The sequence below is a fragment of the Polaribacter pectinis genome, assembly GCF_014352875.1.
GTDB lineage: Bacteria > Bacteroidota > Bacteroidia > Flavobacteriales > Flavobacteriaceae > Polaribacter > Polaribacter pectinis.
This window is the reverse complement of sequence record NZ_CP060695.1, coordinates 2,752,495-2,777,272: the sequence shown is the minus strand read 5'-3', so window position 1 is coordinate 2,777,272 and position 24,778 is coordinate 2,752,495. Positions and strand designations below refer to the sequence as shown.

The window sequence follows — 24,778 nt, the reverse complement described above, 5'->3', positions numbered from 1 at the left end:
TTAAATTTTTATAAAATTCGTAAAAAATCACACCTAAAATTATGGAATTAAAAATCAAAGAGTTTATGGAAATGGTTAAAAGTAGAAATAACCATGAGCCAGAATTTTTACAAGCCGTTCAAGAAGTTGCAGAAACTGTAATTCCTTATATCGTAAATCATGATATTTATCACGGAAAAAATATTTTATTGAGAATGGTGGAGCCAGAAAGATTAATTTCTTTTCGTGTTTCTTGGGTAGATGATGATGGAGAAATTCAAGTAAATAGAGGTTATAGAATACAAATGAACTCGGCAATTGGCCCATATAAAGGTGGTTTGCGTTTTCACCCAACAGTAAATGCTAGTATTTTAAAGTTTTTAGCTTTTGAACAAGTTTTTAAAAACTCGCTAACAACATTGCCAATGGGTGGTGGAAAAGGTGGTTCTGACTTTGATCCTAAAGGAAAATCGGACAATGAAATTATGCGTTTTTGCCATGCTTTTATGAGCGAATTATTTAGACATATTGGTCCAAATACAGACGTTCCTGCAGGAGATATTGGAGTTGGAGGACGTGAAATTGGTTTTATGTTTGGAATGTATAAAAAACTTAAAAATGAATTTACTGGAGTTTTAACCGGTAAAGGACAATCTTGGGGTGGTTCTTTAATTAGACCAGAAGCAACAGGATATGGAAACGTATATTTTGCACAAAATATGTTGCAAAGAAAAGACGATTCTTTTGAAGGTAAAAAAGTAGTGATTTCTGGTTCTGGAAATGTTGCACAATATGCTGCTGAAAAAGCGATTGAGTTAGGTGCAACTGTTTTAACATTATCGGATTCTGGAGGATATATTTTAGATGAAGAAGGAATAAACACAGAGAAGTTAGAACACGTTATGTACATAAAAAATGAAAAACGTGGAAGAATTAGCGAATACACAGAAAAATATCCGAACGCAAAATTTGTAAAAGGAGAAAGACCTTGGTCTGTTAAATGTGATGTTGCTTTACCATGTGCGACTCAAAATGAGTTGAATGGAGACGAAGCAAAACAACTAATTAAAAATGGTTGTATGTGTGTTTCTGAAGGTGCAAATATGCCTTCTACACCAGAAGCAATTCACGAATTTCAAAAAGGAAAAATCTTATTTGCTCCAGGAAAAGCATCTAATGCTGGTGGAGTTGCAACTTCTGGTTTAGAAATGAGCCAGAACTCGTTAAGAATTTCTTGGTCTAGAGAAGAAGTAGATTCAAGATTAAAAGATATTATGGAAGATATTCATGATTCTTGTGTAAAATATGGTGAGCAAGAAGATGGTTCTATAGATTATATAAAAGGTGCAAATATTGCTGGTTTTGTAAAAGTTGCAGATGCAATGCTAGCACAAGGTGTAGTATAAAAAACCTTATAAGTTATTAGAAATAGGAAACGCGTCAATTTATTGACGCGTTTTTTTGTTTATTTGCCCATATTAAATAAAAATATGAATTTTATAATCTGCGTAATTTTAGGTTTTGGTATTGCAATGGCTGGTAGTATTACGCCCAGTTTTCTAAATTTAACAGTTGTAAAATTTAGTTTAAGAAATGGAAAAAAAGCTGCTTTTTATTTAATTGGTGGTTATGCAACTGTTTTATTTTTTCAAGCGAATATTGGTGCGTATTTATCCAGTATTTTAATGGAAAATTCAGAATATATAACCTTACTTCAGAAAATAGGTACAGGGCTTTTATTCTTGTTATCTATCAATTTTTTTAGATTGCATTTTTCATCAAAAGAAAAGAAAGTTAAAGAAGAAATACCAAAATCGAAAGCATATTTGCATGGTATAATTATGTCTTCTTTAAACACAATTGCAATTCCTTTTTACTTTACTACAATTTCACTTTTAATAGGTTTAAGTTATTTTGAATATTCTTATTTAAACGGATTCTATTTTTCAATTGGTTCTACAATTGGTTCTTTTACACTATATTCTTTATATGCAATAGTTGCTGAAAAAATTGAACATAAATTAACGTATATTGCTACAAAAATGGACTTTATTTTAGGTTGCTTAACTGGTTTTGTAGGTTTAGGAAACTTAATTTATTTACTTTCGCAATAATTAATTTTTGGATTTATTCTTACTTTTTTTCTACGGATTTCTATTCTCTTTTGTGGGTTCTATAACACCTAGTATGCTAAATATGACTGCTCTTAAAGTCAGTTTAGAAAAAGGCACAGAAGCTGCCAATAAATACGCTTTAGGTGTTTCTTTGGTAATAATTCCCCAAATATATATTGCATTTGTTTTAACAAAATATATAACAGAAAATCCTAAAATTTTAGAAACTTTAGACAAAATAGGAGTTGTAATTTTTATCTTTTTATCTTTCTATTTTTACAGAGAATCTAAAAAAAGTAAAATTAAGGTTGAAGGCTTACAGTCGAAGAAAGAAAATCCGTTTTTAGCAGGAATTACTTTATCGGTTTTAAACATGTTTGCTATACCTTTTTTCTGTGGAACAGCAGTTTTATTAGACTCTTTTAATCTTTTTAGTTTTGATTTTATTTCCATATTATTTTTTACAATTGGCTCTCTAATTGGCACATTTTATATCTTATATTTATATGGAAAATTTGCAAAAACGATTCAGAAGAAAACAGGAAAATTAACGAAAGACATCAATATAATTTTAGCAATTTTAACAGCTTTGGTTGCTGTTTTTACATTGTTGAAATTGATTTACACATTTTTAGCTACAAGTTAAAAAGTAATTATGAATACTATAGATTGGCTTGGTTTTATTGGGGTTTTTCAAATACTATAGGCTTACATACTTAATCTAATTGGAAAAATAAAAAATACTGATTTAACTTTTATTTTACTAAATCTTATTGGTGCAGCTATGGCTTGTCTTGCTTCAATATTTATGGAATACATTCCATTTATAATATTAGAAGGAGTTTGGGCTTTTGCGTCATTTATTTCGCTTTTAAAGTATAAGAAAAAATATAAACTTGTAAATTTCCATTTACAAAACTGTGATTATATGAAAATTTTAAAAAACTTTATAGTCGATGGAAAACATCAAAAACCAATTGTAACTGATGTTTTTTACAAAGAAACACAGCAACCAAAAAAAGTGGTTGTTTTTTGCCATGGTTACAAAGGTTTTAAAGATTGGGGTGCTTGGAATTTAATGGCAGAAGCATTTGCTGAAGCAGGTTTTTTCTTTATAAAATTCAACTTTTCACATAATGGAGGAACTCCAGAACAACCAATAGATTTTCCAGATTTAGAAGCTTTTGGAAATAATAATTACATAAAAGAATTAGACGATTTAGAATCTGTTTTAGATTGGATTTCTACAAATACCGATTTTAAAAAAGAAGTAAATATTAATGATATTTCAATAATTGGACATAGTAGAGGTGGAGGAATTGTTACCATAAAAACTGCCGAAGATTCACGTGTAAAAAAACTAATTTCTTTAGCTGCAGTTTGCGATTTTGGTTCAAGATCATCAACAATTGGCGATTTAGAAAATTGGAAGAAAACAGGCGTAAAATATGTCGAAAATGGAAGAACGAAGCAACAAATGCCTCATTTTTATCAATTTTACATCAATTTTAAAGAAAATGAAGAAAGGTTAAATATCGAAAGATCTGCCAAGAAAATTACAGTTCCACACTTAATAATTCATGGAGACAATGATACTTCAATTTTTGTAGAAGAAGGGCGAAAAATACATGCTTGGAATCCGAAAAGTAGATTAGAAATAATTAAAAATGCAGATCATGTTTTTAATGTTTCCCATCCTTGGAAAAAGGAGAAAATGTCTAAAGAACTAGAGGAAGTTACTAAAATTTGTATAGAGTTTTTAAAGTAGTAAATAGTTTTCTTTTCCGTATTTTTGAGTAATTAGTAAACTGTAAAAATGAGCGGAGAAAAAGATTTACAAAAACTTATAAGAGAACTAAAACCTATTTTAAATTCGGGTGAATATGTATTCGCTACTGTTCCTAATTTCGACGGAATTTTAAGAACAGATACTTTATACGAATTTAAAGAAGCAGAAGGAATTACTATTGTTTTAGAGAAAAATAAAGCAGACGCTTTAAAACTATCTTACCAATTTACAAGTTCCTGGATCACTTTAGAAATACATTCTTCATTAGAAGCTGTTGGTTTAACTGCCGCTTTTTCTACTGAACTAACCAAGTATAATATTAGTTGTAATGTGGTTGCTGGTTTTTATCATGATCATATTTTTGTAGACACAAAAGATGCTAAAAAATCTATGGAAGTCTTAACCAATTTATCTAAAAATAAGTAGTGGAATTACAACCTCCTTTCAGAAAAATTATTCATGTAGATATGGATGCATTTTATGCATCTGTAGCGCAATTGGATAATCCTGAATTGCGAGGAAAAGCCATTGCTGTTGGTGGAAACGAAATAAGAGGAGTTGTTTCTGCTGCAAGTTACGAAGCCAGAAAATTCGGTGTAAAATCTGCGATGAGTGGTTTTATGGCGAAGAAAAAGTGTCCGCATTTAATTTTTGTAAAGTCAGATTTTGCACGCTATAAAGAACTTTCAGCAAAAATTAGAGAAATTTTCTATGAATACACAGATTTGGTTGAGCCACTTTCTTTAGACGAAGCCTATTTAGATGTTACCGAAAATAAGAAGGGAAATCCGTCTGCAAATGATATAGCAAGAGAAATTAGAGCGCGCATTTTCGAAGTTACAGGTTTACGAGCTTCTGCAGGAATTTCCATCAATAAATTTATTGCAAAAGTAGCTTCAGACATTAACAAACCTAATGGACAAAAAACAGTTCATCCAGAAGAAGTTATTAAATTTTTGGAAGAATTACCAGTAAACAAATTTTATGGAGTTGGTAAAGTTACAGCCGCAAAAATGTATAATTTAGGCATTTTTGTTGGAAATGACTTAAAGAAAAAATCCTTAGAAGAATTAATTACTTTATTCGGAAAATCGGGTACACATTATTACAATATTGTTCGTGGAATTCATAATAGCACTGTAAAACCAAATAGAATTCGAAAATCTTTAGCTGCAGAAAGAACGTTTAATGAAAACATTTCTTCAGAAATTTTTATGATTGAAAAATTAGAAAAAATTGCTGATGAATTGGAAAGAAGAATGCTAAAAAATGATACAAAAGGAAAAACCATTACCTTAAAAATTAAATATTCCGATTTTACACAACAAACAAGAAGTAAAACAAAACCGAATTTTATGCAGACGAAAAAAGAGTTTTTCCCTGTGGTAAAAGAATTGTTGTTTCAAGATAAATTGGTGAATTCTGTACGTTTATTAGGGCTTTCTTTTGGGAATTTAAACACCGAAATTAAAGAACCAGTTTGGGTTCAATTAAAGTTTGATTTCAACACACATCGTTTTTAAGAATTTTTTTTATTCTTTACTTTTTTGAAGTTAAAAACATATAATAAACATGAAAATTATTAGAACCAATTCCGAAAACAAAGATTTTATCAATTTGGTAAAAGAATTAGACGCCTATTTAAAAATTACAGATGGTGAAGAACACAGTTTTTATAATCAGTTTAATAATATAGATGTATTAAGAAATGTTGTTGTAATTTATGTTGATGAAATTGCAGTTGGTTGTGGAGCTATTAAAAAATTCGACTATTCTTCTATGGAAGTAAAAAGAATGTATGTTTCTCCAGAAAATAGAGGAAAAGGAATTGCGCAAAAAATACTTTCAGAATTAGAAATTTGGGCAAAAGAATTAGGAAACAAAAAATGTGTTTTAGAAACAGGAAAAAGACAAAAAGAAGCTGTAAGATTTTATAAAAAATGCAATTATAAAGTCATTGAAAATTACGGACAATATATAGGAATGGAAAACAGTATTTGTTTTGAAAAACAACTATAAATGAACTTTAGTTATTGGGAATTAAAAGAATGGTTTACAAACATCGATTTTATGATTGTTGGTAGCGGAATTGTGGGTTTAAATTGCGCTTTAGAATTAAAGAAAAGCCACCCAAAAGCCAAAATTTTGATTCTCGAAAAAGGAATGTTACCACAAGGAGCAAGTACAAAAAACGCTGGTTTTGCTTGTTTTGGAAGCCTTTCTGAATTAATAGACGATTTAAATTCTCACACAGAACAAGAGGTTTACAATTTAGTTGATAAACGCTGGAAAGGACTACAATTATTACGAAAAAATTTAGGCGAAAGAAACATCGATTTTCAGCAAAATAAGGGTTTTGAATTGTGTGATAATGAAGCTTTTTTTGAGGAATGTATTTCGAGAAAAGAAGAAATTAATCAGCTTTTAAAACCTATTTTTAATGCGGATGTTTTTTCGGAATCAGAAAACACTTTCGGATTTCAAAAAGTACATAATATATACATTACAAATAATTTTGAAGGACAAATTGATACTGGAAAAATGGCTTTTCAGTTATTGCAAAAAGTGCAGAAATTAGGTGTTAAAATTCTCAATAATATTTCGGTAGAAAGTTTTGTTGAAAATGGAAATAAAATTAATGTAAAAACCAACAGATTAGATTTTTACACTAAAAAAATATTCATTGCAACAAACGGATTTGCGAATCAGCTTTTAGACGAAAAAGTAAAACCTGCAAGAGCACAAGTTTTAATTACAAAACCGATTAAAAATCTTCATATAAAAGGAACTTTTCATTTAGATAAAGGCTATTATTATTTCAGAAATATAAACAATCGTATTTTATTTGGCGGAGGTAGAAATCTCGATTTTAAAACCGAAGAAACTTCTGAATTTGGTCAGACAAAAATCATTCAAAATAAATTAGAGGAAATTCTAAAAACCACAATTTTACCAAATACAAGTTTTGAAATTGAACATAAATGGAGTGGAATTATGGGCGTTGGAAATCAGAAAAAAGCAATAGTAAAACAAATTTCAAATAACGTTTTTTGCGGAGTTCGTTTAGGCGGAATGGGAATTGCCATTGGTAGTTTAGTTGGTAAGGAATTAGCAGAATTGATAGATTGATGACACAAGATAAACATACAATTGATAATAAAAAAAGCAACAGCGTTGCTGAAATAATTATAATTGGTGGAGGTTTGGCAGGACTTTGCAACGCAATTCATTTATCAAAATTTGGAAAAAAGGTTATATTAATAGAGAAAAATGAATACCCAAAACACAAAGTATGTGGAGAATATATTTCGAATGAAGTTTTGCCATATTTAGAATTTTTAGAGATAAATCCGTTTGATTTTGGCGCAGTAAAAATTGAGAACTTTCAATTATCAACCACAAAAAATAAAGTGATTTCTGCAAAATTACCTTTGGGCGGATTTGGAATTTCACGTTACCAATTAGATTTTATTTTATCAGAAAAAGCCAAAGAAAATGGCGTAGTTATTTTACAAGATTCGGTTTTAAATGTTGATTTTAAAGACGATATTTTTATAGTTGAAACCAAAGAAAATAATTCTTTTAAATCAGAGATTTGTATTGGTGCCTTTGGCAAACGTTCTTTATTAGATGTAAAAATGGAACGCGAATTTATCCAAAAAAAATCGCCTTATTTGGCAGTTAAAATTCATGTGAAAGGAGATTTTCCAGAAGATTTAGTCGCGCTTCATAATTTTAAAGGCGGTTATTGTGGCGTTTCTAAAGTAGAAAATAATGCAATTAATTTGTGTTATATCACGAGTTTTTCAGCATTTAAAAAGTATAAAAATATTGATGATTTTCAAGAAAATGTGGTTTTCAAAAACAGGTTTTTAAAAGCGATGTTTCAAAATTCAAAACCAATTTGGGAACAACCACTTTCTATTAGTCAGATTTCTTTTGAAACGAAAAAACCAGTCGAAAACCATATTTTAATGTGTGGCGATTCTGCAGGAATGATTCATCCACTTTGTGGAAATGGAATGAGTATGGCAATTCAATCTGCGCAAATTGCATCTAAACTGATTCTAAATTACTCGAATGGTAAAATCGAATCAAGAAAGGAACTTGAAAAGCTATATATTACACAATGGAACAAACAATTTAAATGGCGTTTAAAAGCAGGACATTTTATTGCAATGTTGTTCAGAAAAGATAGAATTGCATCGTTTTTATTAGCAGTTTTAAAGAAATTACCATTTTTATTACCAATTATCATCAAACAAACGCATGGAAAATCAATCAAAATTTAAAAAGAATTAATGGATTTTTTCATCAGTACAAAACAAAGAACAGACAAAGAAGAATTGATGGACGATTTTTCTATTGGAGGCGATTTGTTGCGTGATACTTTAGATAAATTAGAAAATATAAATAGATGGTTGGGTGGAAATAAAGTCACAGTTAATGGCTTAAAAACTATTTTAAAAAACCATTCAAAAGAACAAGAAATAACTATTGTAGATATTGGTTGTGGTCATGGAGATATTTTGCGAGATGTTGCAAAATTTGGAAGAAAACACAATTACAAATTCAAATTAATTGGTGTTGATGCAAACCCAACAGCGATAGATTATGCAAATGAATTGTCTGTAGATTACCCAGAATTAAGTTTTGAAACACAAGATATTTTTTCTGATGATTTTAAAAAAAGAAAGTTTGATGTTGTTTTAGCGACTTTATTCTTACATCATTTTAAAGAACCTCAATTGGTTTCGTTTTTAGAAAACACAATTAAACAAACCAAAATAGGCATTGTTGTAAACGATTTACACAGACATAAATTAGCGTATTATTTATTTATGTTATTATCTATTTTTATTTCTAATAAAATGATAATTGAAGATGGTTTAACATCAGTTTTAAGAGGATTTAAACGTGAAGATTTAGAGAGAATATCAACAAAATTAAAAGTAAAACCAAGAATTCAATGGAAATGGGCTTTTCGTTTTCTATGGATAATAAAAAAATAAATGGCAGTAAAAATAACATCAGTTGCAAAGCAACTTCCAAAATATTATAGAGAAACGAAAGATATTATTCCGTTTGTAAAATTATGGATGCAAGATCAAGATACTCGTTTTCAGAGAAAAGTAATCAAGCTTTTTGAAGGAGCAGCAGTTGATAAAAGGTACTCAATTATGGATCCTGAAGAAGTTTTTACAGCAACTTCTTTCGAAGAAAAAAATGCTATTTATGCAAGAGAAGTTGTTCAATTGGCAGAAAAATCACTCAAAAAATCTTTAGAAAAAGCAAGCTTAAAACCTACAGATATCGATTATATAATTACTGTAAGTTGCACAGGAATTATGATTCCTTCTGTAGATGCATATTTGATTAATTCTCTGGGCATGAAACAAGATATCGTGCGTTTGCCAGTAACAGAAATGGGTTGTGCTGCAGGAGTTTCTGGAATTATTTACGCGAAGAATTTCTTAAAAGCGAATCCGAATAAAAGAGCAGCAGTTATTGCAGTAGAAGCACCAACAGCAACGTTTCAGTTAGACGATTTTTCCATGACAAATATTGTTTCTGCAGCCATTTTTGGAGATGGAGCATCTGCAGTAATTTTGTCTTCTTACGAAGAAGATAAAGGCCCAACAATTGTAGACGAAGCCATGTATCATTTTTATGATGCTACAAATATGATGGGTTTTAAATTGGTAAATTCTGGTTTACAAATGATTTTAGATAAGGAAGTTCCACAGAAAATATCAGACCATTTTCCTACAATAATTCACCCTTTTTTAGAAAAGAATAATTTAACTATAGATAATATAGACCATTTAATTTTTCATCCTGGAGGAAAAAAAATTGTACAAACTGTAGAAGCTTTATTTGGAGTTTTAGGAAAAAATATAGACGACACCAAAGAGGTTTTACGAGCGTATGGAAATATGTCAAGCGCAACAGTTTTGTATGTTTTAGAGCGTTTTATGGACAGAAATCCTGCAAAAGGAGAACGTGGAATTATGTTAAGTTTTGGTCCTGGTTTTTCTGCACAAAGAATATTGTTAGAGTGGTAATATTATTATAGATTTTTCGAAAAATAAAAATTTCGCAAAACTTAAATTCTGCAATAATTGTTTAAATTTTATTTTTTTTCTAATTACTGTGTTATATTTACAAACCAAAATTGGTTAACCAGTTTTAAGAACACAGAATTATGAAGAATTTTTATTACTTAATTACCTTTCTTATAACCTTTTCATTGTCATTAAATAAAGGGTTTTCTCAAACAACTGTTAATAACCAAACTGAATTAAATAACGCTATTTCATCAGCATCAGCTGGTACAACTATTATTTTAGCAGATGGTACTTGGAATAATCTTCAGTTGAATATAAATAAAAATGGTACTGCTTCAAATCCAATAACTATTAAAGCTCAAAATGTAAATCAGGTTTTTATTGAAGGAAAATCTAATATTCAAATGGGAGGAAGTTATATTATTTTAGAAGGTTTTGTTTTTAGAAATGCATCTAATTTAGATGTTTCAAGTGATAAAATAACATCGTTAATTACCTTTAGAGCTAGTGGAAATTCTTGTAATAATTGCACAGTTACTAACATTAAAATAGATAGCTATAATGGTACATCTGCACAAAACGAGGCAGTTTTTAAATGGATTCTTTTATATGGTAGTTACAACGAAATTAGCCACAGTTCTTTTATTGGTAAAAACGGAGTTGGAAGTATTATAAATGATAACAGAAGCGATAATTTGGCAGATTATCATAAAATTCATCATAATTATTTTGCATCTAGAACAGCTGTTGGCGAAGTAAACGATTTAAACGACCAAGATGCTATTAGAATTGGTACAAGCACAACTTCTTTGTCAGATTCTTTTACAGAAATTTACGATAATTTCTTTTATGATTGGGAAGGAGAAGTAGAAATTATTTCCAATAAAAGTGGAAATAATAAATATTACAATAACACTTTTCGAGATTATAGTGGAACTTTAACGTTAAGACATGGTAATGAATGTGAGGTTTTCAACAACTATTTTTTCGCAAATAATAGATTACTTTCAGGTGGTGTAAGAGTCATTGGAGAGAATCATAAAATATATAATAATTATATTTCTGGTGTAAATGCATTAAAACCAAATGGAAGTAGAACAAGTACTACTGGTGCAATTAATATTTCTAACGGAAGACCAAATTCAGCTTTAAATGGTTATTATCAAGTTAAAAACTTAACAGTTGTAAATAATACTTTTGTGGATTGTGATTATGGTTTTAGAGTCGGAACAAAGGTAAAGTCTGATTTAACTTTGGCACCAGAAAATATCATTTTAGCAAACAATATTATGCTAAATACTTCTGAAAATGCTTTTGATATTCAAACAAATGCAATTGGAACTTCAAAATACGAAGGAAATATTACTCAAAATGGAAGTTGGGATTTATCAAACGGACAAAATAATAACCAAACAGTTACTGCAAATTTATTAGAAAACGGAACAGATTTCTATAGAATTTCTACAACAAGCCCTGCAAAAGATGCTTCAATTGGTTCGTATTCTTTTTTAGTTGATGATATTTTAGGAGGAACAAGAACTGGTAATTTTGATGCTGGTGCAGAAGAATTTGGTGCAAATGGAACGAAATTACCTTATAATGTTGCAGATGTTGGCGTAAAAGTTGGTTTTCTTTCTACAAATTCTTTGAGTATTTCAGAAAACTCACTTTTTACAAAAGGAATTACTGTTTTTCCTATTCCTGCAAATAAAGGAATTATCAATATCAAATCAGAAAATGCAACCATTGGTTTGGTGGAAGTTTTTGATATGACAGGAAAATCATTATTGAAGCAGCATTTTAATTCACAAACAAGTCAATTAAATATAGATGCTTTATCGAAAGGAATTTATTTCATTAAAATTCAAGAATCTTTTGGACGATTTATCGTAAATTAGATGAATGAAATCATCAGAAATTATAAACCTTTTACCATATCAAAAACCTTTTTTGTTTGTTGATGAAATTACTGATATTTCAGAAAACGGAGTTACCGGAAACTACATATTTCAACAAAACGAATTCTTTTACGAAGGTCATTTTAAAGACAATCCAATTACTCCAGGTGTTATTTTAACCGAAACCATGGCACAAATTGGCGTGGTTTGTTTGGGTGTTTTTTTATTGAAAAATGAATTTTCTTCGGATAAAAAACCACAGATAGCATTAACTTCAAACAATATAGATTTCTTTTTACCAGTTTTTCCAAACGAAAAAATTACTGTAATTTCAACAAAAGAATATTTTCGATTTAATAAATTAAAATGTTCTGTAAAAATGATGAATTCTAAAAATGAACTCGTTTGTAGAGGAACAATTTCTGGAATGATAATCGCAAAATAATATGAGTAAAAGAGTTGTAATTACTGGTTTAGGAGTTGTTGCGCCAAATGGTGTTGGGTTAACTGAATTCACAAAAGCCATAAAATCTGGAAAATCAGGAATTACCTTTCATCAGAATTTAAAAGACAAAGGATTTTCTTGTTGTATTGGTGGAATTCCAGAAGTTTCTGAAGAAAAAATAAGCGAATATTTATCGCCTTTACAATTGCGTGGTTTTAATTCAACCTCTATTTTATATGGAGTGATGGCAGGAATTGATGCATGGAAAGACGCTGGTTTTTCTGTTGATGAAAATTCAAAATTAGATTACGATTCCGGAATTATTTTTGGAACAGGAACATCAGGAATTGAGAAATTTAGAGAAGCAATTTATAAAATTGATGATCAAAATGTAAGACGTTTAGGAAGTACTTCTGTGGTACAAACCATGGCAAGTGGAATTTCTGCATATTTAGGTGGAATTCTTGGTTTCGGAAATCAGGTAACCACAAATTCATCTGCTTGTACGACAGGAACAGAAGCATTATTAATGGGTTTTGAGCGCATTAAAAATGGCAAAGCAAAACGAATGTTAGTAGGAAGTTCAAGTGACAGTAGTTTGTATACTTGGGGAGGTTTTGATGCAATGAGAGTAATGACCTACAAACACAATGAAAGTCCAGAAAAAGGCTCGAGACCAATGAGTGAAACAGCTTCAGGATTTGTTCCAGGAAGTGGAGGAGGTACTTTGGTTTTAGAATCTTTAGAAAGTGCTTTAGAAAGAAATGCAACCATTTATGCAGAGGTTTTAGGTGGAAATATAAATTCTGGCGGACAAAGAAATGGTGGAACTTTAACTGCGCCAAATGCAGAGGCTGTTCAGAAATGTATTACGAATGCAATTGCAGATGCAAATATTTCTGCAGATGAAATTGATGTAATAAACGGTCATTTAACAGCAACTTCTAAAGACGATTTAGAAATAGAAAATTGGACAAAAGCTTTAAATAGAAAAGGAACTGATTTTCCATATATAAATTCATTAAAATCGATGGTTGGACATTGTTTGTCTGCTTCTGGCGCAATTGAATCTGTGGCTTCAGTTTTAGAAATAAAAGAGCAGTTTATTTTTCCGAATATTAATTGTGAAGATATTCATCCAGAGATTTTAGATTTGATTACTGAAGCTAAAATTCCATCTAAAACTATTGAAAAAAACATAAATATTTTAGCAAAAGCAAGTTTTGGTTTTGGTGATGTAAATGCTTGTGTTATCTTTAAAAAATATTCAAAATAAAATGACTAAAGAAGAAATAATAAGTAAATTAACTACAATTGTAAAACCTTATGTTCAGAATGAAGAAGGTTTTAAAAACATGTCTGAAGAAACAGATTTTATTAATGATTTAGAGATAAATTCTGCAAATTTAGTGGATATTATTTTAGATGTAGAAGACGAATTTAAGATAGAAATAGACAACGATTCTATGGAGAAAATGTTGTCTGTAAAAGCAACTGTAGAAATTATTCAAGAAAAAATGAATGCCTAATATTGGTAACGATATTGTAGATTTAAAATTCGCTAAAACCGAAAGTAATTGGCAACGAAAAGGGTTTTTAGAAAAGCAATTCACAAAAAAAGAACAAGAGATTATTTTAAATGCCAGTGATTCTTTTTTACAAGTTTGGCAATTTTGGTCCATGAAAGAATCTGCTTATAAATGCTTTACTCAACAAGTTGAAAAACGTTTTTTTGCGCCTAAAAAATTTGAATGTTCTATAACTTCCAAAGAGGAAGGAATTGTAGTTTTTGAAGATTTAAAATTTTATACAACAACAGTTATTAATACATCTTATATTCATACAATTGCAAAGAGTTATCAAGAAAAAATAGAAATATTTTCAAGTATTGGTTCATCAAAAAATGTTGATAATGACATCAAATTAAAACTTGCTGAAAAAACCGGAATTCCATCAGAAGAAATAGAAAAAAGAAAAACTACAATTGGAGCTCCAATATATTATCATAAAGAAAAAAAACTAACAAAATCATGCTCAATTTCTCATCATGGAAATTATGGAGCTTTTGCATTTACTTTATAGAATGAATTTAAAAGAAGAACTTTTTAAGCAATGTGAAGCTTTTGTGGACAAGCGTTTACAGAATGTAGAAGAGGTAATTTCTTCTAACCAGAAAGCATTACAATCTGAAACGAAAAGTTCTGCTGGCGACAAACACGAAACAGGTAGAGCAATGTTACAGTTAGAAATGGAAAAAGCAGGTCAACAATTGGCAGGAATTTCTCAAATGAAAGAAATTTTAAATAGAATTGATGTTTCAAATCCCGAAATTTCGGGACTAAAAAAAGCACATTTAGGTAGCATTATTTTCACAGAAAAAGCCAATTATTTTCTATCAATTTCTGCAGGCAATTTAACAGTGGGTAGTAAAGGTTTTTTTGCTATTTCAGTTTCATCTCCAATTGGAAAACTTTTGTTAGGTAAGCAAGAAAATGATGAGTTTGTTTTTAATAATTCAACAATCAAAATTTTAAAAATCAATTAAATAATATTATTTTTCAACGATGAAAAAAACATTTCTTATACTTTTTATTTTATGCACTAGTCAGTTGTTCTCTCAATCTGATTTGCAAAATTTCTTTAAACTTTCAGGACCAATTAAAACTTGGGTACTTTTTCATCCCTTTAAAGCAAAGAAATCTTTAAAAATTTCTAACGAGACAAATAAAGTTGCAGATTCTATTAGAAAGACAAATTTGTTAGATGGAGATGCTGCTGGAGGACAAGTTGATGCGTTCAGGCATGCATATTGGATGGCTCGTTTGCGTCAAGAAATGGGTAAACGTTCTGCGCGTTCTTTAGGAAAAGCACATGAAAAAGATAATTACCTAACTTATAAAAAAAGAAAATTAGAAGATGGAGTTGTGCCTGACGAAATTTCATCAGAAATGGATTTACATAATAATGACGAAGGCTTAAAGTTGATAAAAAGAAGAAGTAAAACCTCAAGAGAAAGTTTAATTTATAAAATAGTTAATGCTATTAAAGAAGGTAAAATGAAGATCATAAAAAAAGATAAAAAAGGTAATTTTTTAACTTGTGACGGAAAAATTATACCTAAAGAATCTTTAAAAGGCAAATGGAAAAACAATAAATGCTTGGTTAATTCAGATAAGTAACAAGCTATAGAAAACAACTGTTTTTTTAAAATATGTTAAACGTTTAAGCAATTTATTTAAAACTATTCTAAATACGAACGAAAACGTTGTAATTTCTTTGCTTTGGTAGTTGTTTAGCCGTATTTTTGTAATAATAATTTAACTAATATATACAATGAGCGGATTTTTCAAATCTTCAATTGGAAGAAAAGTAGCAATGGCGCTTTCAGCGTTCTTTCTGATGTTCTTCTTACTTCAGCATTTAGCAATTAATATTTTATCGGTTTTTAGCCCAGATACTTTTAATGAAGTTTCGCATTTTATGGGAACAAATCCTTTGGTACAATTTGCATTACAACCTGTTTTGATTTTTGCGGTTGTTTTTCACTTTGTAATGGGTTTCATTTTAGAATTGAAAAATTCTAGAGCAAGAAATGTTTCTTATGCAAAAAATAACGGCGCTGCTAATTCATCTTGGGTGAGCAGAAACATGATTTGGACCGGAATTACAATTTTGGCTTTTATCATTTTACATTTTATCGATTTTTGGTTTCCAGAAATCAACACAAAATTTATACAAGGCGATTGGTCTGGAACCATTGCTGGCGTAGATGGTTTTCGTTATTATGAAGAATTGGTTCATAAATTCGTTAGCCCACTTAGAGTTGGAGCGTATGTTGTTGCATTTGTCTTTTTAGGTATGCATTTAGCACATGGTTTTACTTCGGCATTTCAATCTGTAGGAGCAGCTTCATTAAGAAAAAAATTAGATAATTTAGGTAAAGCATATGCAATTATAGTTCCAGCAGGATTTATTTTTATTGCTTTATATCATCACTTTAACCATTAATCTTATATAATTATGGCTTTAGATTCAAAAGTACCAAAGGGTCCAATTAAAGATAAATGGACAGATTATAAAAATCATATAGATTTGGTAAATCCTGCCAACAAACGTCATATAGATGTTATTGTTGTAGGTACAGGTTTAGCAGGTGGTTCTGCTTCTGCAACTTTAGCAGAATTAGGCTACAATGTAAAAGCATTTGCTTATCAAGATTCTCCAAGAAGAGCGCATTCAATTGCAGCGCAAGGAGGAATTAATGCAGCAAAAAACTATCAAGGAGATGGAGATTCTACATACAGACTGTTTTACGACACTGTAAAAGGTGGAGATTATCGTTCTCGTGAAGCAAACGTTTATCGTTTGGCAGAGGTTTCTGCAAACATTATAGACCAATGTGTGGCGCAAGGAGTTCCTTTTGCACGTGATTATGGTGGTTTATTAGATAATCGTTCATTTGGTGGAGTTTTAGTTTCTAGAACTTTTTATGCAAAAGGGCAAACTGGTCAGCAATTATTATTAGGTGCATACTCTGCAATGAACAGACAAATTGCTCGTGGAAAGATTGAAATGTTCAATCGTCATGAAATGTTAGATGTTGTAGTTGTAGATGGAAAAGCAAGAGGAATTATTGCAAGAAATTTAATTACAGGAGAAATTGAAAGACATTCTGCACACGCAGTTGTTATTGCTTCTGGAGGTTATGGAAATGTATATTTCTTATCTACAAACGCAATGGGTTCTAATGTAACTGCTGGATGGAAAATCCACAAAAAAGGAGCGCATTTTGCAAATCCTTGTTACACGCAAATTCACCCAACTTGTATTCCACGTTCTGGGGATTATCAATCTAAATTAACATTAATGTCCGAGTCTTTAAGAAATGACGGACGAATTTGGGTTCCAAAGAAAATGGAAGATGTAATGGCAATTAGAGAAGGTCGTAAAAAACCTACTGATTTGTCTGAAGAAGAAAGAGATTATTATTTAGAAAGAAGATATCCTGCATTTGGTAACTTGGTTCCACGTGATGTTGCATCTAGAGCAGCAAAAGAACGTTGTGATGCTGGTTTTGGAGTAAATGCAACAGGAGAAGCTGTGTATTTAGATTTTAAATCTGCAATTACAAGATATGGAATTGAGCAAGCGAAGATTCATAATATTAAGAATCCTTCTGATGCAAAAATATACGAATTAGGGCAAGCAATTGTTGAAGCGAAATATGGAAACTTATTCCAGATGTACGAGAAAATTGTAGATCAAGATCCATATAAAACACCAATGATGATTTATCCAGCAGTTCACTACACAATGGGTGGTGTTTGGGTAGATTATAATTTAATGACTACTATTCCTGGATGTTACTGTATTGGAGAAGCAAATTTCTCTGATCATGGAGCAAACAGATTAGGAGCCTCTGCATTAATGCAAGGTTTAGCAGATGGTTATTTTGTTTTACCTTATACTATTGGAGATTATTTATCTGGTGATATTAGAACTGGAAAAATTTCTACAGATACTCCTGAATTTGAAGCTGCTGAAAAAGAAGTTTCAGAAAGAATTAATTTCTTCGTGAATAATAAAGGAACAAAATCCGTAGATTATTTCCATAAGAAATTAGGAAAAGTAATGTGGGATAAAGCAGGAATGTCTCGAAATGCAACTGGCCTAAAAGAAGCAATGGCAGAAATTAAAGCAATTCGCGAAGAGTTTTGGAAAGAAGTTTCTGTTCCTGGAACTGCTAATGAAATGAATCCTGAATTAGAAAAAGCAGGACGTGTAGCAGATTTCTTGGAGTTAGGAGAATTGTTCGCAAAAGATGCTTTAATGAGAGAAGAATCTTGTGGAGGTCACTTTAGAGAAGAATCTGCAGAATTAGATGGTCCTCAAAAAGGAGAAGCAAAACGTAATGATGAAGATTTTGCATTTGTTGCTGCTTGGGAATATAAAGGAGAACCTGCAGACGCAGTTTTACATAAAGAAGAATTAGAGTTTAACGATATTGAATTAAAACAACGTTCATATAAATAAAAGACAAAATGAATTTAACTTTAAAAATTTGGAGACAAAAGGACGCAAGTTCAAAAGGTCAGATGGTTGATTATAAGGTGACTGAAATTTCAGAACATATGTCTTTTTTAGAAATGATGGATGTTTTAAATGAACAGTTAGTAAATTCTGGTGAAGAGCCAGTTGCTTTCGATCACGATTGTAGAGAAGGAATTTGCGGAATGTGTTCTATGTACATTAATGGAGAAGCACATGGGCCAGACAGAGGCGTAACCACTTGTCAATTGCACATGAGAATGTTTAAAGATGGTGATACAATAACAATCGAACCATTTAGAGCAGCTGCTTTTCCTGTATTAAAAGATTTAGTAGTAGATAGAGGTTCTTTTGATAGAATACAACATGCAGGTGGTTATATTTCTGTAAATACCTCTGGAAACACACAAGACGCAAACTCAATTCCTATTTCTAAACACGCTGCAGATGAAGCAATGGATGCTGCAACTTGTATTGGATGTGGAGCTTGTGTTGCAACGTGTAAAAACAGTTCTGCAATGCTATTTGTGGGTGCAAAAGTATCTCAATATGCTTTATTACCACAAGGACAAGTAGAAGCTGCAGACAGAGTTAGAAACATGGTTGCACAGATGGATTTAGAAGGTTTTGGAAACTGTACAAATACAGGTGCATGTGAAGTAGAATGTCCAAAAGGAATTTCTTTAGAAAACATCGCAAGAATGAACAGAGAGTTAATGAAAGCTTCAGTTTAAGAAGAATAATTAAAATATATTCGAAAAGCCTGATAATTTTATCAGGCTTTTTTTATTAATTATTTTCTTCCAAAATCAGCAGGAATTTCTCCCCAAGCTTTTGTTTCCCATTTTAAAATTGGGTTTTTAAACGTATTTTCTTTTAGCCAGTTTTCGGCTCTTTTTATCAACTCTAAAAGGTCTTTATTAGAAGCATCAAAATGAATATTTGTTTTACAACGTTTTTGTTTTACCCAACTCATGGCAATTTTAGAATCTGAATAAATAGGTAAATCTCCTTTATTTTTACTCTTTAAAAGTGCTATTCCGTGCACTAAAGCTAAAAATTCGCCAATATTATTAGTCCCTTTTTTGTAAGGTCCTTTTCTGAAAATTTCTTGTTTATTATGAGTAAGAACACCTCTATATTCCATTTTTCCAGGATTTCCAGAACAAGCAGCATCCACAGAAATACTTTCTAAATTGGGTGAACCATATTTGGTTTTTTCAGTGGTAGATAAAGTTGGTTTTTTGGTGTTTTTACCTTTATAATCATCATATTTTTTAGAAAAAGCAATTTCAGCTTCATCTAAATCTGCAAAAGATTTGTATTGAGCACCTTCAAAACCATCAATTTGTTTTTTACAGACGTTCCAAGATGTAAAAACGCCTTTTTTACGTCCGTTCCAAACTACATAAAACTTTTTTTTACTCATTTACTCCTAAAATTGTATCTTCAATTATTCTCGGAAAATAGCGCTGTTCTAAAACATGAATTTTTTCTGCGATAGTTTCTGCAGTATCTTCTTCTAAAAGAGCCGTTTTAGCTTGAAAAATAATGGCTCCTTCATCATAATTAGCATTTACAAAGTGAATTGTTATACCCGTTTCAGCTTCTTTATTTTCTTTAACGGCTCTATGAACATTCATTCCGTACATTCCTTTTCCTCCATATTTTGGTAATAATGCTGGATGAATGTTTATTATTTTATTTGGAAAAGCAGCAATAATTTTTTCAGGAATTTTCCATAAAAAGCCAGCTAAAATTATAAAGTCGGCTTCCTTTTTTAAGATATCTAATACAACATCAGTAGTAATAAAATCATTTTTAGTAAAATGTAAACATTTGGTTTTTAGGTTTTTACAACGGTTAAAAACTTTGGCATGTTCATTGTTACACAGCACTTGAGTAACTTTAGCAGTTTTAGTGTGATTAAAAAACTTAATAATATTTTCTGCGTTCGTTCCAGAACCAGAAGCAAAAACAACAATACGCTTCATATCTATATATCTAGAGTACAAAAAAAAGAATAATTATTAACAAAACTGATTATTTTAAGTGAAGATTAAATATTTTTCTTTACATTTAGTAATCATTTTTAGGGCAAAAATTAGTTATAATTAATAAGATTTGTATTTTTGCCCCGATTTAAAATTTAAAAATAAAAATTATGTCAGACATTGCATCAAGAGTAAAAGCGATTATCGTAGACAAATTAGGCGTTGACGATAACGAAGTAACAACAGAAGCTAGCTTCACAAATGATTTAGGAGCAGATTCTTTAGATACTGTTGAATTAATTATGGAATTCGAAAAAGAATTTGATATTCAAATTCCAGATGACCAAGCTGAAAATATCGGAACAGTAGGTCAAGCAGTTAGCTATATTGAAGAAGCAAAAAAGTAAATTTATATGCAATTAAAACGAGTTGTAGTCACTGGACTTGGCGCATTAACGCCAATTGGGAATAATATTGAAGAATATTGGAACGCTTTAGTTAACGGAGTTAGCGGAGCAGCACCTGTAACGTATTATGATGCTGCCAAGTTCAAAACTCGTTTTGCATGTGAATTAAAAAACTTTACAGCAACCGATTTTATTGATAGAAAGGAAGCTAGAAAAATGGATCGATTTACGCAGTATGCTATGGTAGCTTCAGATGAAGCAATTGCAGATGCTAAATTAGATTTAGAAAAAATTGACAAATTACGCGTAGGTGTAATTTGGGGAGCAGGAATTGGAGGCTTGGAAACATTTCAGAACGAAGTTTTAAACTTTGCTGCTGGAGATGGAACACCAAGATTTAATCCATTCTTTATCCCAAAAATGATTGCAGATATTGCTCCAGGAAATATTTCTATAAAAAATGGATTTATGGGGCCTAACTATACAACTGTATCCGCATGTGCTTCTTCTGCAAATGCAATGATAGATGCGTTAAACTATATTCGTTTAGGATACTGTGACGTTATTGTTACAGGAGGTTCAGAGGCCGCAGTTACTATTGCTGGTATGGGAGGTTTTAGCTCTATGCATGCATTATCTACTAGAAATGAAAGCCCAGAAACTGCCTCAAGACCTTTTGACGCAGAACGTGATGGTTTTGTTTTAGGTGAAGGTGCAGGTGCTATTATTTTAGAAAGTTATGAGCATGCAAAAGCAAGAGGAGCTAAAATTTATGCAGAAGTTATTGGAGGCGGAATGTCTTCTGATGCTTATCACATTACAGCGCCACATCCAGAAGGAATTGGTGTAATTGCCGTAATGAAAAACTGTTTAGAAAATTCAGGAATTAAACCAGAAGATGTAGATCATATTAATACACATGGTACTTCTACACCTTTGGGAGATGTTGCAGAATTAAAAGCAATTTCAGCTGTTTTTGGAGATCATGCTAAAAATATTAATATTAACTCTACAAAATCTATGACAGGGCATTTGTTAGGTGCTGCAGGAGCTATTGAATCTATTGCTTGTATTTTAGCAATGGAACATGGTATAGTGCCACCAACAATTAATCATCAGAATGTTGATGAAAATATAAACCCTGAATTAAATTTAACTTTAAACAAGCCTCAAAAAAGAGATGTTAAAGTTGCAATGAGTAATACTTTTGGTTTTGGTGGTCACAATGCTTGTGTAGCTTTTAAGAAATTAGATGAATAGTCTATGAATTTTATTCGTAAAATAGTTAAATCGCATTCAGTTGAAGATGCAGAATTATATATCGAATTAAAAAAACTACTCAATTTTTCTCCAAGAAAAATTAACAAATACAAAAAAGCATTTACACATAGATCTGTGCAAATGTTAGATAAAAAAGGTATTCCCATTAATTACGAACGTTTAGAGTTTTTGGGAGACTCTATTTTAGGCTCTGTAATTGCCTCTTATTTATATAAAAAAGTACCAGAAGGTACAGAAGGTTACTTAACGCAAATGCGCTCTAAAATTGTAAGTAGAGAACATTTAAACGAATTAGGTAAAGACCTAAACTTAATTAAATTTGTAAAAAGTAATATAGACCAAGCTAATGTTGGAGACAACATTCATGGGAATATTTTTGAAGCTTTAGTTGGAGCTATTTATTTAGATAAAGGGTATAATTTTTGTCAGAAATTTATACATGAAAAAGTAATTGTACCTTATGTAGATATAGAAAAACTAGAAGGAAAAATTACAAGCTACAAAGGTTTAATTATAGAATGGTGCCAAAAACAAAAGAAAAAATATTCTTTTGATACTTATGAAGATTCAGGAAATGAATCCATAAAACACTTTAGTGTTAAAATAAGTATAGATGGAGAGCAAATAGCCAAAGGTAGAGCAACTTCAAAGAAAAAAGCAGAAGAAATGGCATCAAAAAGAGTGTACTATGCTTTTCAAAATGAAATCTCTCTTAACTAAAGAGCGATAACGTTTTCGTTAAATTTAACGACTAAACTCACAAACAATTTGTAATTTAGCATACTTAAATTAGTTTACAATTTATGCAAGTTCACGCTTTAGGGTTAGATGATTTTTGTGAGGAAGAATATTCCTTAATAGGAATTCACACAACATTAGAAGATTATAAGCTAGCTTATTTATTAAACAAAAATCTACAAACCCGATTTTCTAAATCAGATAAAGATTTAGAATTTGAGAAAGAAAAAAACAAAATATCTTTTTCTATTTATAATTTTTGCAGTACCACTTATGACTATGAATGGTTTTTAATCGCAAACAGTTTTAAAAAAGAAAATAAAACAAATTCTAACGAATTATCATTAACAACAGAAACAAAAACATATCTAATACCAGAAAAGAAAAAAGTAGATTTTTTTATTAAAATTTCTGGCGAAGTAGATTATAGTTTTGTTTTAAATACGATAGAGCAAATAAAAAAAATTGAACAAGTAATTACATCTTATTCAATAGATTATAACACATTAAAGTCTAAAGACTTTTTAATATTTTAAGAATGAAAGCATACAAAAAAACAAAAATAGTAGCCACATTAGGCCCTGCAACAGACACTAAAGAAAAGTTAACCGAATTAGCAAGAGCAGGTGTAAATGTTTTTAGAATTAATTTCTCTCATGCAGATTACGATAACGTAAAGGAAAACGTAAAGAGAATTCGAGAAATTAACCAAGAAAACGGATTTAACGTTGCGATTTTAGCAGATTTACAAGGTCCTAAATTACGTGTTGGAGTAATGGAAGATGGTGTTGTATTAAATGACGGTGATCTATTTACTTTTACTACAGAAAAATGTATTGGTACTAAAGAAAAGGCATTTATGACTTACGGACGTTTTCCAAAAGACGTAAAAGTTGGAGAACATATTTTAGTTGATGATGGTAAACTATTATTCGAAGTAGTTTCTACAGATAAAGACAAAGAAGTAGTAGTAAAAACTATAGTTGGTGGAGATTTAAAATCTAAAAAAGGAGTTAACTTACCAAATACAGCAATTTCTTTACCTGCATTAACTAAAAAAGATAAAGAAGATGCAATTTTTGCTTTAGGATTAGAGGTAGATTGGATGGCACTTTCTTTTGTAAGAACACCAGAAGATTTAAGAATGTTACGTGATTTAATTGATGAACATTCAGAATATAGAGTTCCAGTAATTGCAAAAATTGAAAAGCCAGAAGCTGTAGAAAATATAGATTCTTTAATTCCTTACTGTGACGGATTAATGGTTGCACGTGGAGATTTAGGAGTAGAAATACCAATGCAAGAAGTACCATTAATTCAAAAAATGTTGGTACAAAGAGCTAAAAAAGCTAGAATTCCTGTAATTATTGCAACTCAAATGATGGAAACAATGATCGAAAATTCTGTTCCAACAAGAGCAGAAGTAAATGACGTTGCAAACTCTATTATGGATGGTGCAGATGCAGTAATGCTTTCTGGAGAAACTTCTGTTGGGAAACACCCTTTAAGAGTGATTCAAAAAATGAGAGAGATTATAGTGAGCGTAGAAAATTCAGATTTAATTAAAGTACCACATCAGGCACCACATATTAGAACGAATAGATTTATTACAAAAGCAGTTTGTCATCATGCAGCATTAATGGCTAATGATATTGATGCAGCAGCAATCTCTACATTAACAAATAGTGGCTATACAGCATTTCAAATTTCTGCTTGGAGACCAAAATCTAAAATATTAGCATTTTCATCAGAAAAAAGAATTTTAGGAAAACTAAATTTACTTTGGGGTGTTAAAGCTTTTTATTATGATAAAAATTTAAGTACAGATGATACTGTTGTAGACATTAATAAAATTTCTAAAGAAAAAGGTTACGTTGAAGAAGGAGATTTAATGATTAACCTTACTTCTATGCCTGTTGAAGCTAAAGGAATGGTAAATACATTACGTATTTCTGAAGTAGAATAGAAAACTATCTTATAATATATTTAAAAAGCATTCTGATTTTCAGAATGCTTT

General features: G+C 30.5%; 28 protein-coding genes and 1 pseudogene. 27 read left to right on the top strand and 2 right to left on the bottom strand.

What is annotated here, in order from left to right; genetic code table 11:
* Positions 1 to 41 precede the first annotated feature (41 nt).
* From gdhA to H9W90_RS12370, 22 genes and pseudogenes are all read left to right on the top strand, one after another.
* Positions 42 to 1,385: an NADP-specific glutamate dehydrogenase gene (gene gdhA, locus H9W90_RS12470; protein WP_187481918.1), complete on the top strand. Its 1,344-nt coding sequence runs from the start codon at positions 42 to 44 to the stop codon at positions 1,383 to 1,385.
* 84 nt (positions 1,386 to 1,469) lie between these two features.
* Positions 1,470 to 2,093 carry a LysE family transporter gene (locus tag H9W90_RS12465; protein WP_187481917.1) on the top strand — a complete coding sequence of 208 codons (624 nt, stop codon included), beginning with the start codon at positions 1,470 to 1,472 and terminating at the stop codon, positions 2,091 to 2,093.
* An 82-nt stretch (positions 2,094 to 2,175) separates the two neighbouring features.
* Positions 2,176 to 2,739 carry a LysE family transporter gene (locus tag H9W90_RS12460; protein ID WP_254712488.1) on the top strand — a complete coding sequence of 188 codons (564 nt, stop codon included), beginning with the start codon at positions 2,176 to 2,178 and terminating at the stop codon, positions 2,737 to 2,739.
* A 66-nt stretch (positions 2,740 to 2,805) separates the two neighbouring features.
* Positions 2,806 to 2,913 (top strand): annotated as a pseudogene (locus H9W90_RS15565) (CBU_0592 family membrane protein); the annotation flags it as partial.
* Between the two features lie 108 nt (positions 2,914 to 3,021).
* Positions 3,022 to 3,861: an alpha/beta hydrolase family protein gene (locus H9W90_RS12455; protein ID WP_187481916.1), complete on the top strand. Its 840-nt coding sequence runs from the start codon at positions 3,022 to 3,024 to the stop codon at positions 3,859 to 3,861.
* A 48-nt stretch (positions 3,862 to 3,909) separates the two neighbouring features.
* The gene (locus H9W90_RS12450; protein WP_187481915.1) at positions 3,910 to 4,308 is read left to right on the top strand and encodes an ACT domain-containing protein; all 399 of its coding nucleotides are present in this window, start codon (positions 3,910 to 3,912) and stop codon (positions 4,306 to 4,308) included.
* Positions 4,308 to 5,405 carry a DNA polymerase IV gene (gene dinB, locus H9W90_RS12445; RefSeq protein WP_187481914.1) on the top strand — a complete coding sequence of 366 codons (1,098 nt, stop codon included), beginning with the start codon at positions 4,308 to 4,310 and terminating at the stop codon, positions 5,403 to 5,405. Before H9W90_RS12450 ends, dinB begins: the two co-directional genes overlap by 1 nt.
* A gap of 49 nt (positions 5,406 to 5,454) precedes the next feature.
* Complete coding sequence (locus H9W90_RS12440; protein WP_187481913.1) at positions 5,455 to 5,901, top strand: GNAT family N-acetyltransferase; 447 nt, start codon at positions 5,455 to 5,457, stop codon at positions 5,899 to 5,901.
* Positions 5,902 to 7,011, top strand: a complete 1,110-nt coding sequence (locus H9W90_RS12435; protein ID WP_187481912.1) for an NAD(P)/FAD-dependent oxidoreductase — start codon at positions 5,902 to 5,904, stop codon at positions 7,009 to 7,011.
* Positions 7,011 to 8,174, top strand: a complete 1,164-nt coding sequence (locus H9W90_RS12430; protein ID WP_187481911.1) for an NAD(P)/FAD-dependent oxidoreductase — start codon at positions 7,011 to 7,013, stop codon at positions 8,172 to 8,174. The genes H9W90_RS12435 and H9W90_RS12430 overlap by 1 nt, the downstream gene beginning before the upstream one ends.
* 9 nt (positions 8,175 to 8,183) lie before the next feature.
* Positions 8,184 to 8,894, top strand: coding sequence for a methyltransferase domain-containing protein (locus H9W90_RS12425; protein ID WP_187481910.1), 711 nt, complete (start codon positions 8,184 to 8,186; stop codon positions 8,892 to 8,894).
* A complete protein-coding gene (locus tag H9W90_RS12420; protein ID WP_187481909.1) occupies positions 8,895 to 9,947 on the top strand; it encodes a type III polyketide synthase in 1,053 nt (350 codons plus the stop codon).
* 140 nt (positions 9,948 to 10,087) lie between these two features.
* Positions 10,088 to 11,848, top strand: a complete 1,761-nt coding sequence (locus tag H9W90_RS12415; RefSeq protein WP_187481908.1) for a chondroitinase-B domain-containing protein — start codon at positions 10,088 to 10,090, stop codon at positions 11,846 to 11,848.
* Positions 11,849 to 11,852: 4 nt separating this feature from the next.
* Complete coding sequence (locus H9W90_RS12410; protein WP_187481907.1) at positions 11,853 to 12,293, top strand: 3-hydroxyacyl-ACP dehydratase FabZ family protein; 441 nt, start codon at positions 11,853 to 11,855, stop codon at positions 12,291 to 12,293.
* 1 nt (position 12,294) lies between these two features.
* A complete protein-coding gene (locus H9W90_RS12405) occupies positions 12,295 to 13,569 on the top strand; it encodes a beta-ketoacyl-[acyl-carrier-protein] synthase family protein (RefSeq protein ID WP_187481906.1) in 1,275 nt (424 codons plus the stop codon).
* Between the two features lies 1 nt (position 13,570).
* Positions 13,571 to 13,822, top strand: coding sequence for an acyl carrier protein (locus H9W90_RS12400; RefSeq protein ID WP_187481905.1), 252 nt, complete (start codon positions 13,571 to 13,573; stop codon positions 13,820 to 13,822).
* Positions 13,815 to 14,375 (top strand): 4'-phosphopantetheinyl transferase family protein, encoded by a 561-nt coding sequence (locus H9W90_RS12395; protein WP_187481904.1) that lies wholly within the window; start codon positions 13,815 to 13,817, stop codon positions 14,373 to 14,375. The genes H9W90_RS12400 and H9W90_RS12395 overlap by 8 nt, the downstream gene beginning before the upstream one ends.
* A gap of 1 nt (position 14,376) precedes the next feature.
* Positions 14,377 to 14,838 (top strand): GreA/GreB family elongation factor, encoded by a 462-nt coding sequence (locus H9W90_RS12390; RefSeq protein WP_187481903.1) that lies wholly within the window; start codon positions 14,377 to 14,379, stop codon positions 14,836 to 14,838.
* A gap of 19 nt (positions 14,839 to 14,857) precedes the next feature.
* Positions 14,858 to 15,472, top strand: a complete 615-nt coding sequence (locus H9W90_RS12385) for a DUF6973 domain-containing protein (RefSeq protein ID WP_187481902.1) — start codon at positions 14,858 to 14,860, stop codon at positions 15,470 to 15,472.
* 154 nt (positions 15,473 to 15,626) lie between these two features.
* A complete protein-coding gene (locus tag H9W90_RS12380) occupies positions 15,627 to 16,301 on the top strand; it encodes a succinate dehydrogenase cytochrome b subunit (RefSeq protein ID WP_187481901.1) in 675 nt (224 codons plus the stop codon).
* A gap of 12 nt (positions 16,302 to 16,313) precedes the next feature.
* Positions 16,314 to 18,326, top strand: coding sequence for a fumarate reductase/succinate dehydrogenase flavoprotein subunit (locus tag H9W90_RS12375; protein WP_187481900.1), 2,013 nt, complete (start codon positions 16,314 to 16,316; stop codon positions 18,324 to 18,326).
* An 8-nt stretch (positions 18,327 to 18,334) separates the two neighbouring features.
* Complete coding sequence (locus H9W90_RS12370; protein WP_187481899.1) at positions 18,335 to 19,075, top strand: succinate dehydrogenase/fumarate reductase iron-sulfur subunit; 741 nt, start codon at positions 18,335 to 18,337, stop codon at positions 19,073 to 19,075.
* Between the two features lie 59 nt (positions 19,076 to 19,134).
* Here H9W90_RS12370 and H9W90_RS12365 read toward each other — a convergent pair whose 3' ends face one another.
* Positions 19,135 to 19,770, bottom strand: coding sequence for a ribonuclease H1 domain-containing protein (locus tag H9W90_RS12365; protein WP_187481898.1), 636 nt, complete (start codon positions 19,768 to 19,770; stop codon positions 19,135 to 19,137).
* Entirely contained in the window at positions 19,763 to 20,335 is a 573-nt protein-coding gene (purN, locus tag H9W90_RS12360; protein WP_187481897.1) for a phosphoribosylglycinamide formyltransferase, read from the bottom strand. Before purN ends, H9W90_RS12365 begins: the two co-directional genes overlap by 8 nt.
* A gap of 170 nt (positions 20,336 to 20,505) precedes the next feature.
* On the opposite strand from purN, the gene H9W90_RS12355 reads away from it, so the two are divergent.
* The 5 genes from H9W90_RS12355 to pyk all read left to right on the top strand — a co-directional run bounded on the left by H9W90_RS12355 (position 20,506) and on the right by pyk (position 24,727).
* Positions 20,506 to 20,742, top strand: coding sequence for an acyl carrier protein (locus H9W90_RS12355; RefSeq protein ID WP_004569249.1), 237 nt, complete (start codon positions 20,506 to 20,508; stop codon positions 20,740 to 20,742).
* A 6-nt stretch (positions 20,743 to 20,748) separates the two neighbouring features.
* Positions 20,749 to 22,002 carry a beta-ketoacyl-ACP synthase II gene (gene fabF / locus H9W90_RS12350; protein ID WP_187481896.1) on the top strand — a complete coding sequence of 418 codons (1,254 nt, stop codon included), beginning with the start codon at positions 20,749 to 20,751 and terminating at the stop codon, positions 22,000 to 22,002.
* 3 nt (positions 22,003 to 22,005) lie between these two features.
* The gene (gene rnc / locus H9W90_RS12345) at positions 22,006 to 22,743 is read left to right on the top strand and encodes a ribonuclease III (RefSeq protein WP_187481895.1); all 738 of its coding nucleotides are present in this window, start codon (positions 22,006 to 22,008) and stop codon (positions 22,741 to 22,743) included.
* Between the two features lie 83 nt (positions 22,744 to 22,826).
* On the top strand, positions 22,827 to 23,297 hold the full coding sequence (locus H9W90_RS12340; RefSeq protein ID WP_187481894.1) for an IPExxxVDY family protein: 471 nt from the start codon (positions 22,827 to 22,829) through the stop codon (positions 23,295 to 23,297).
* Positions 23,298 to 23,299: 2 nt separating this feature from the next.
* Positions 23,300 to 24,727: a pyruvate kinase gene (pyk, locus tag H9W90_RS12335; RefSeq protein WP_187481893.1), complete on the top strand. Its 1,428-nt coding sequence runs from the start codon at positions 23,300 to 23,302 to the stop codon at positions 24,725 to 24,727.
* Positions 24,728 to 24,778 lie beyond the last annotated feature (51 nt).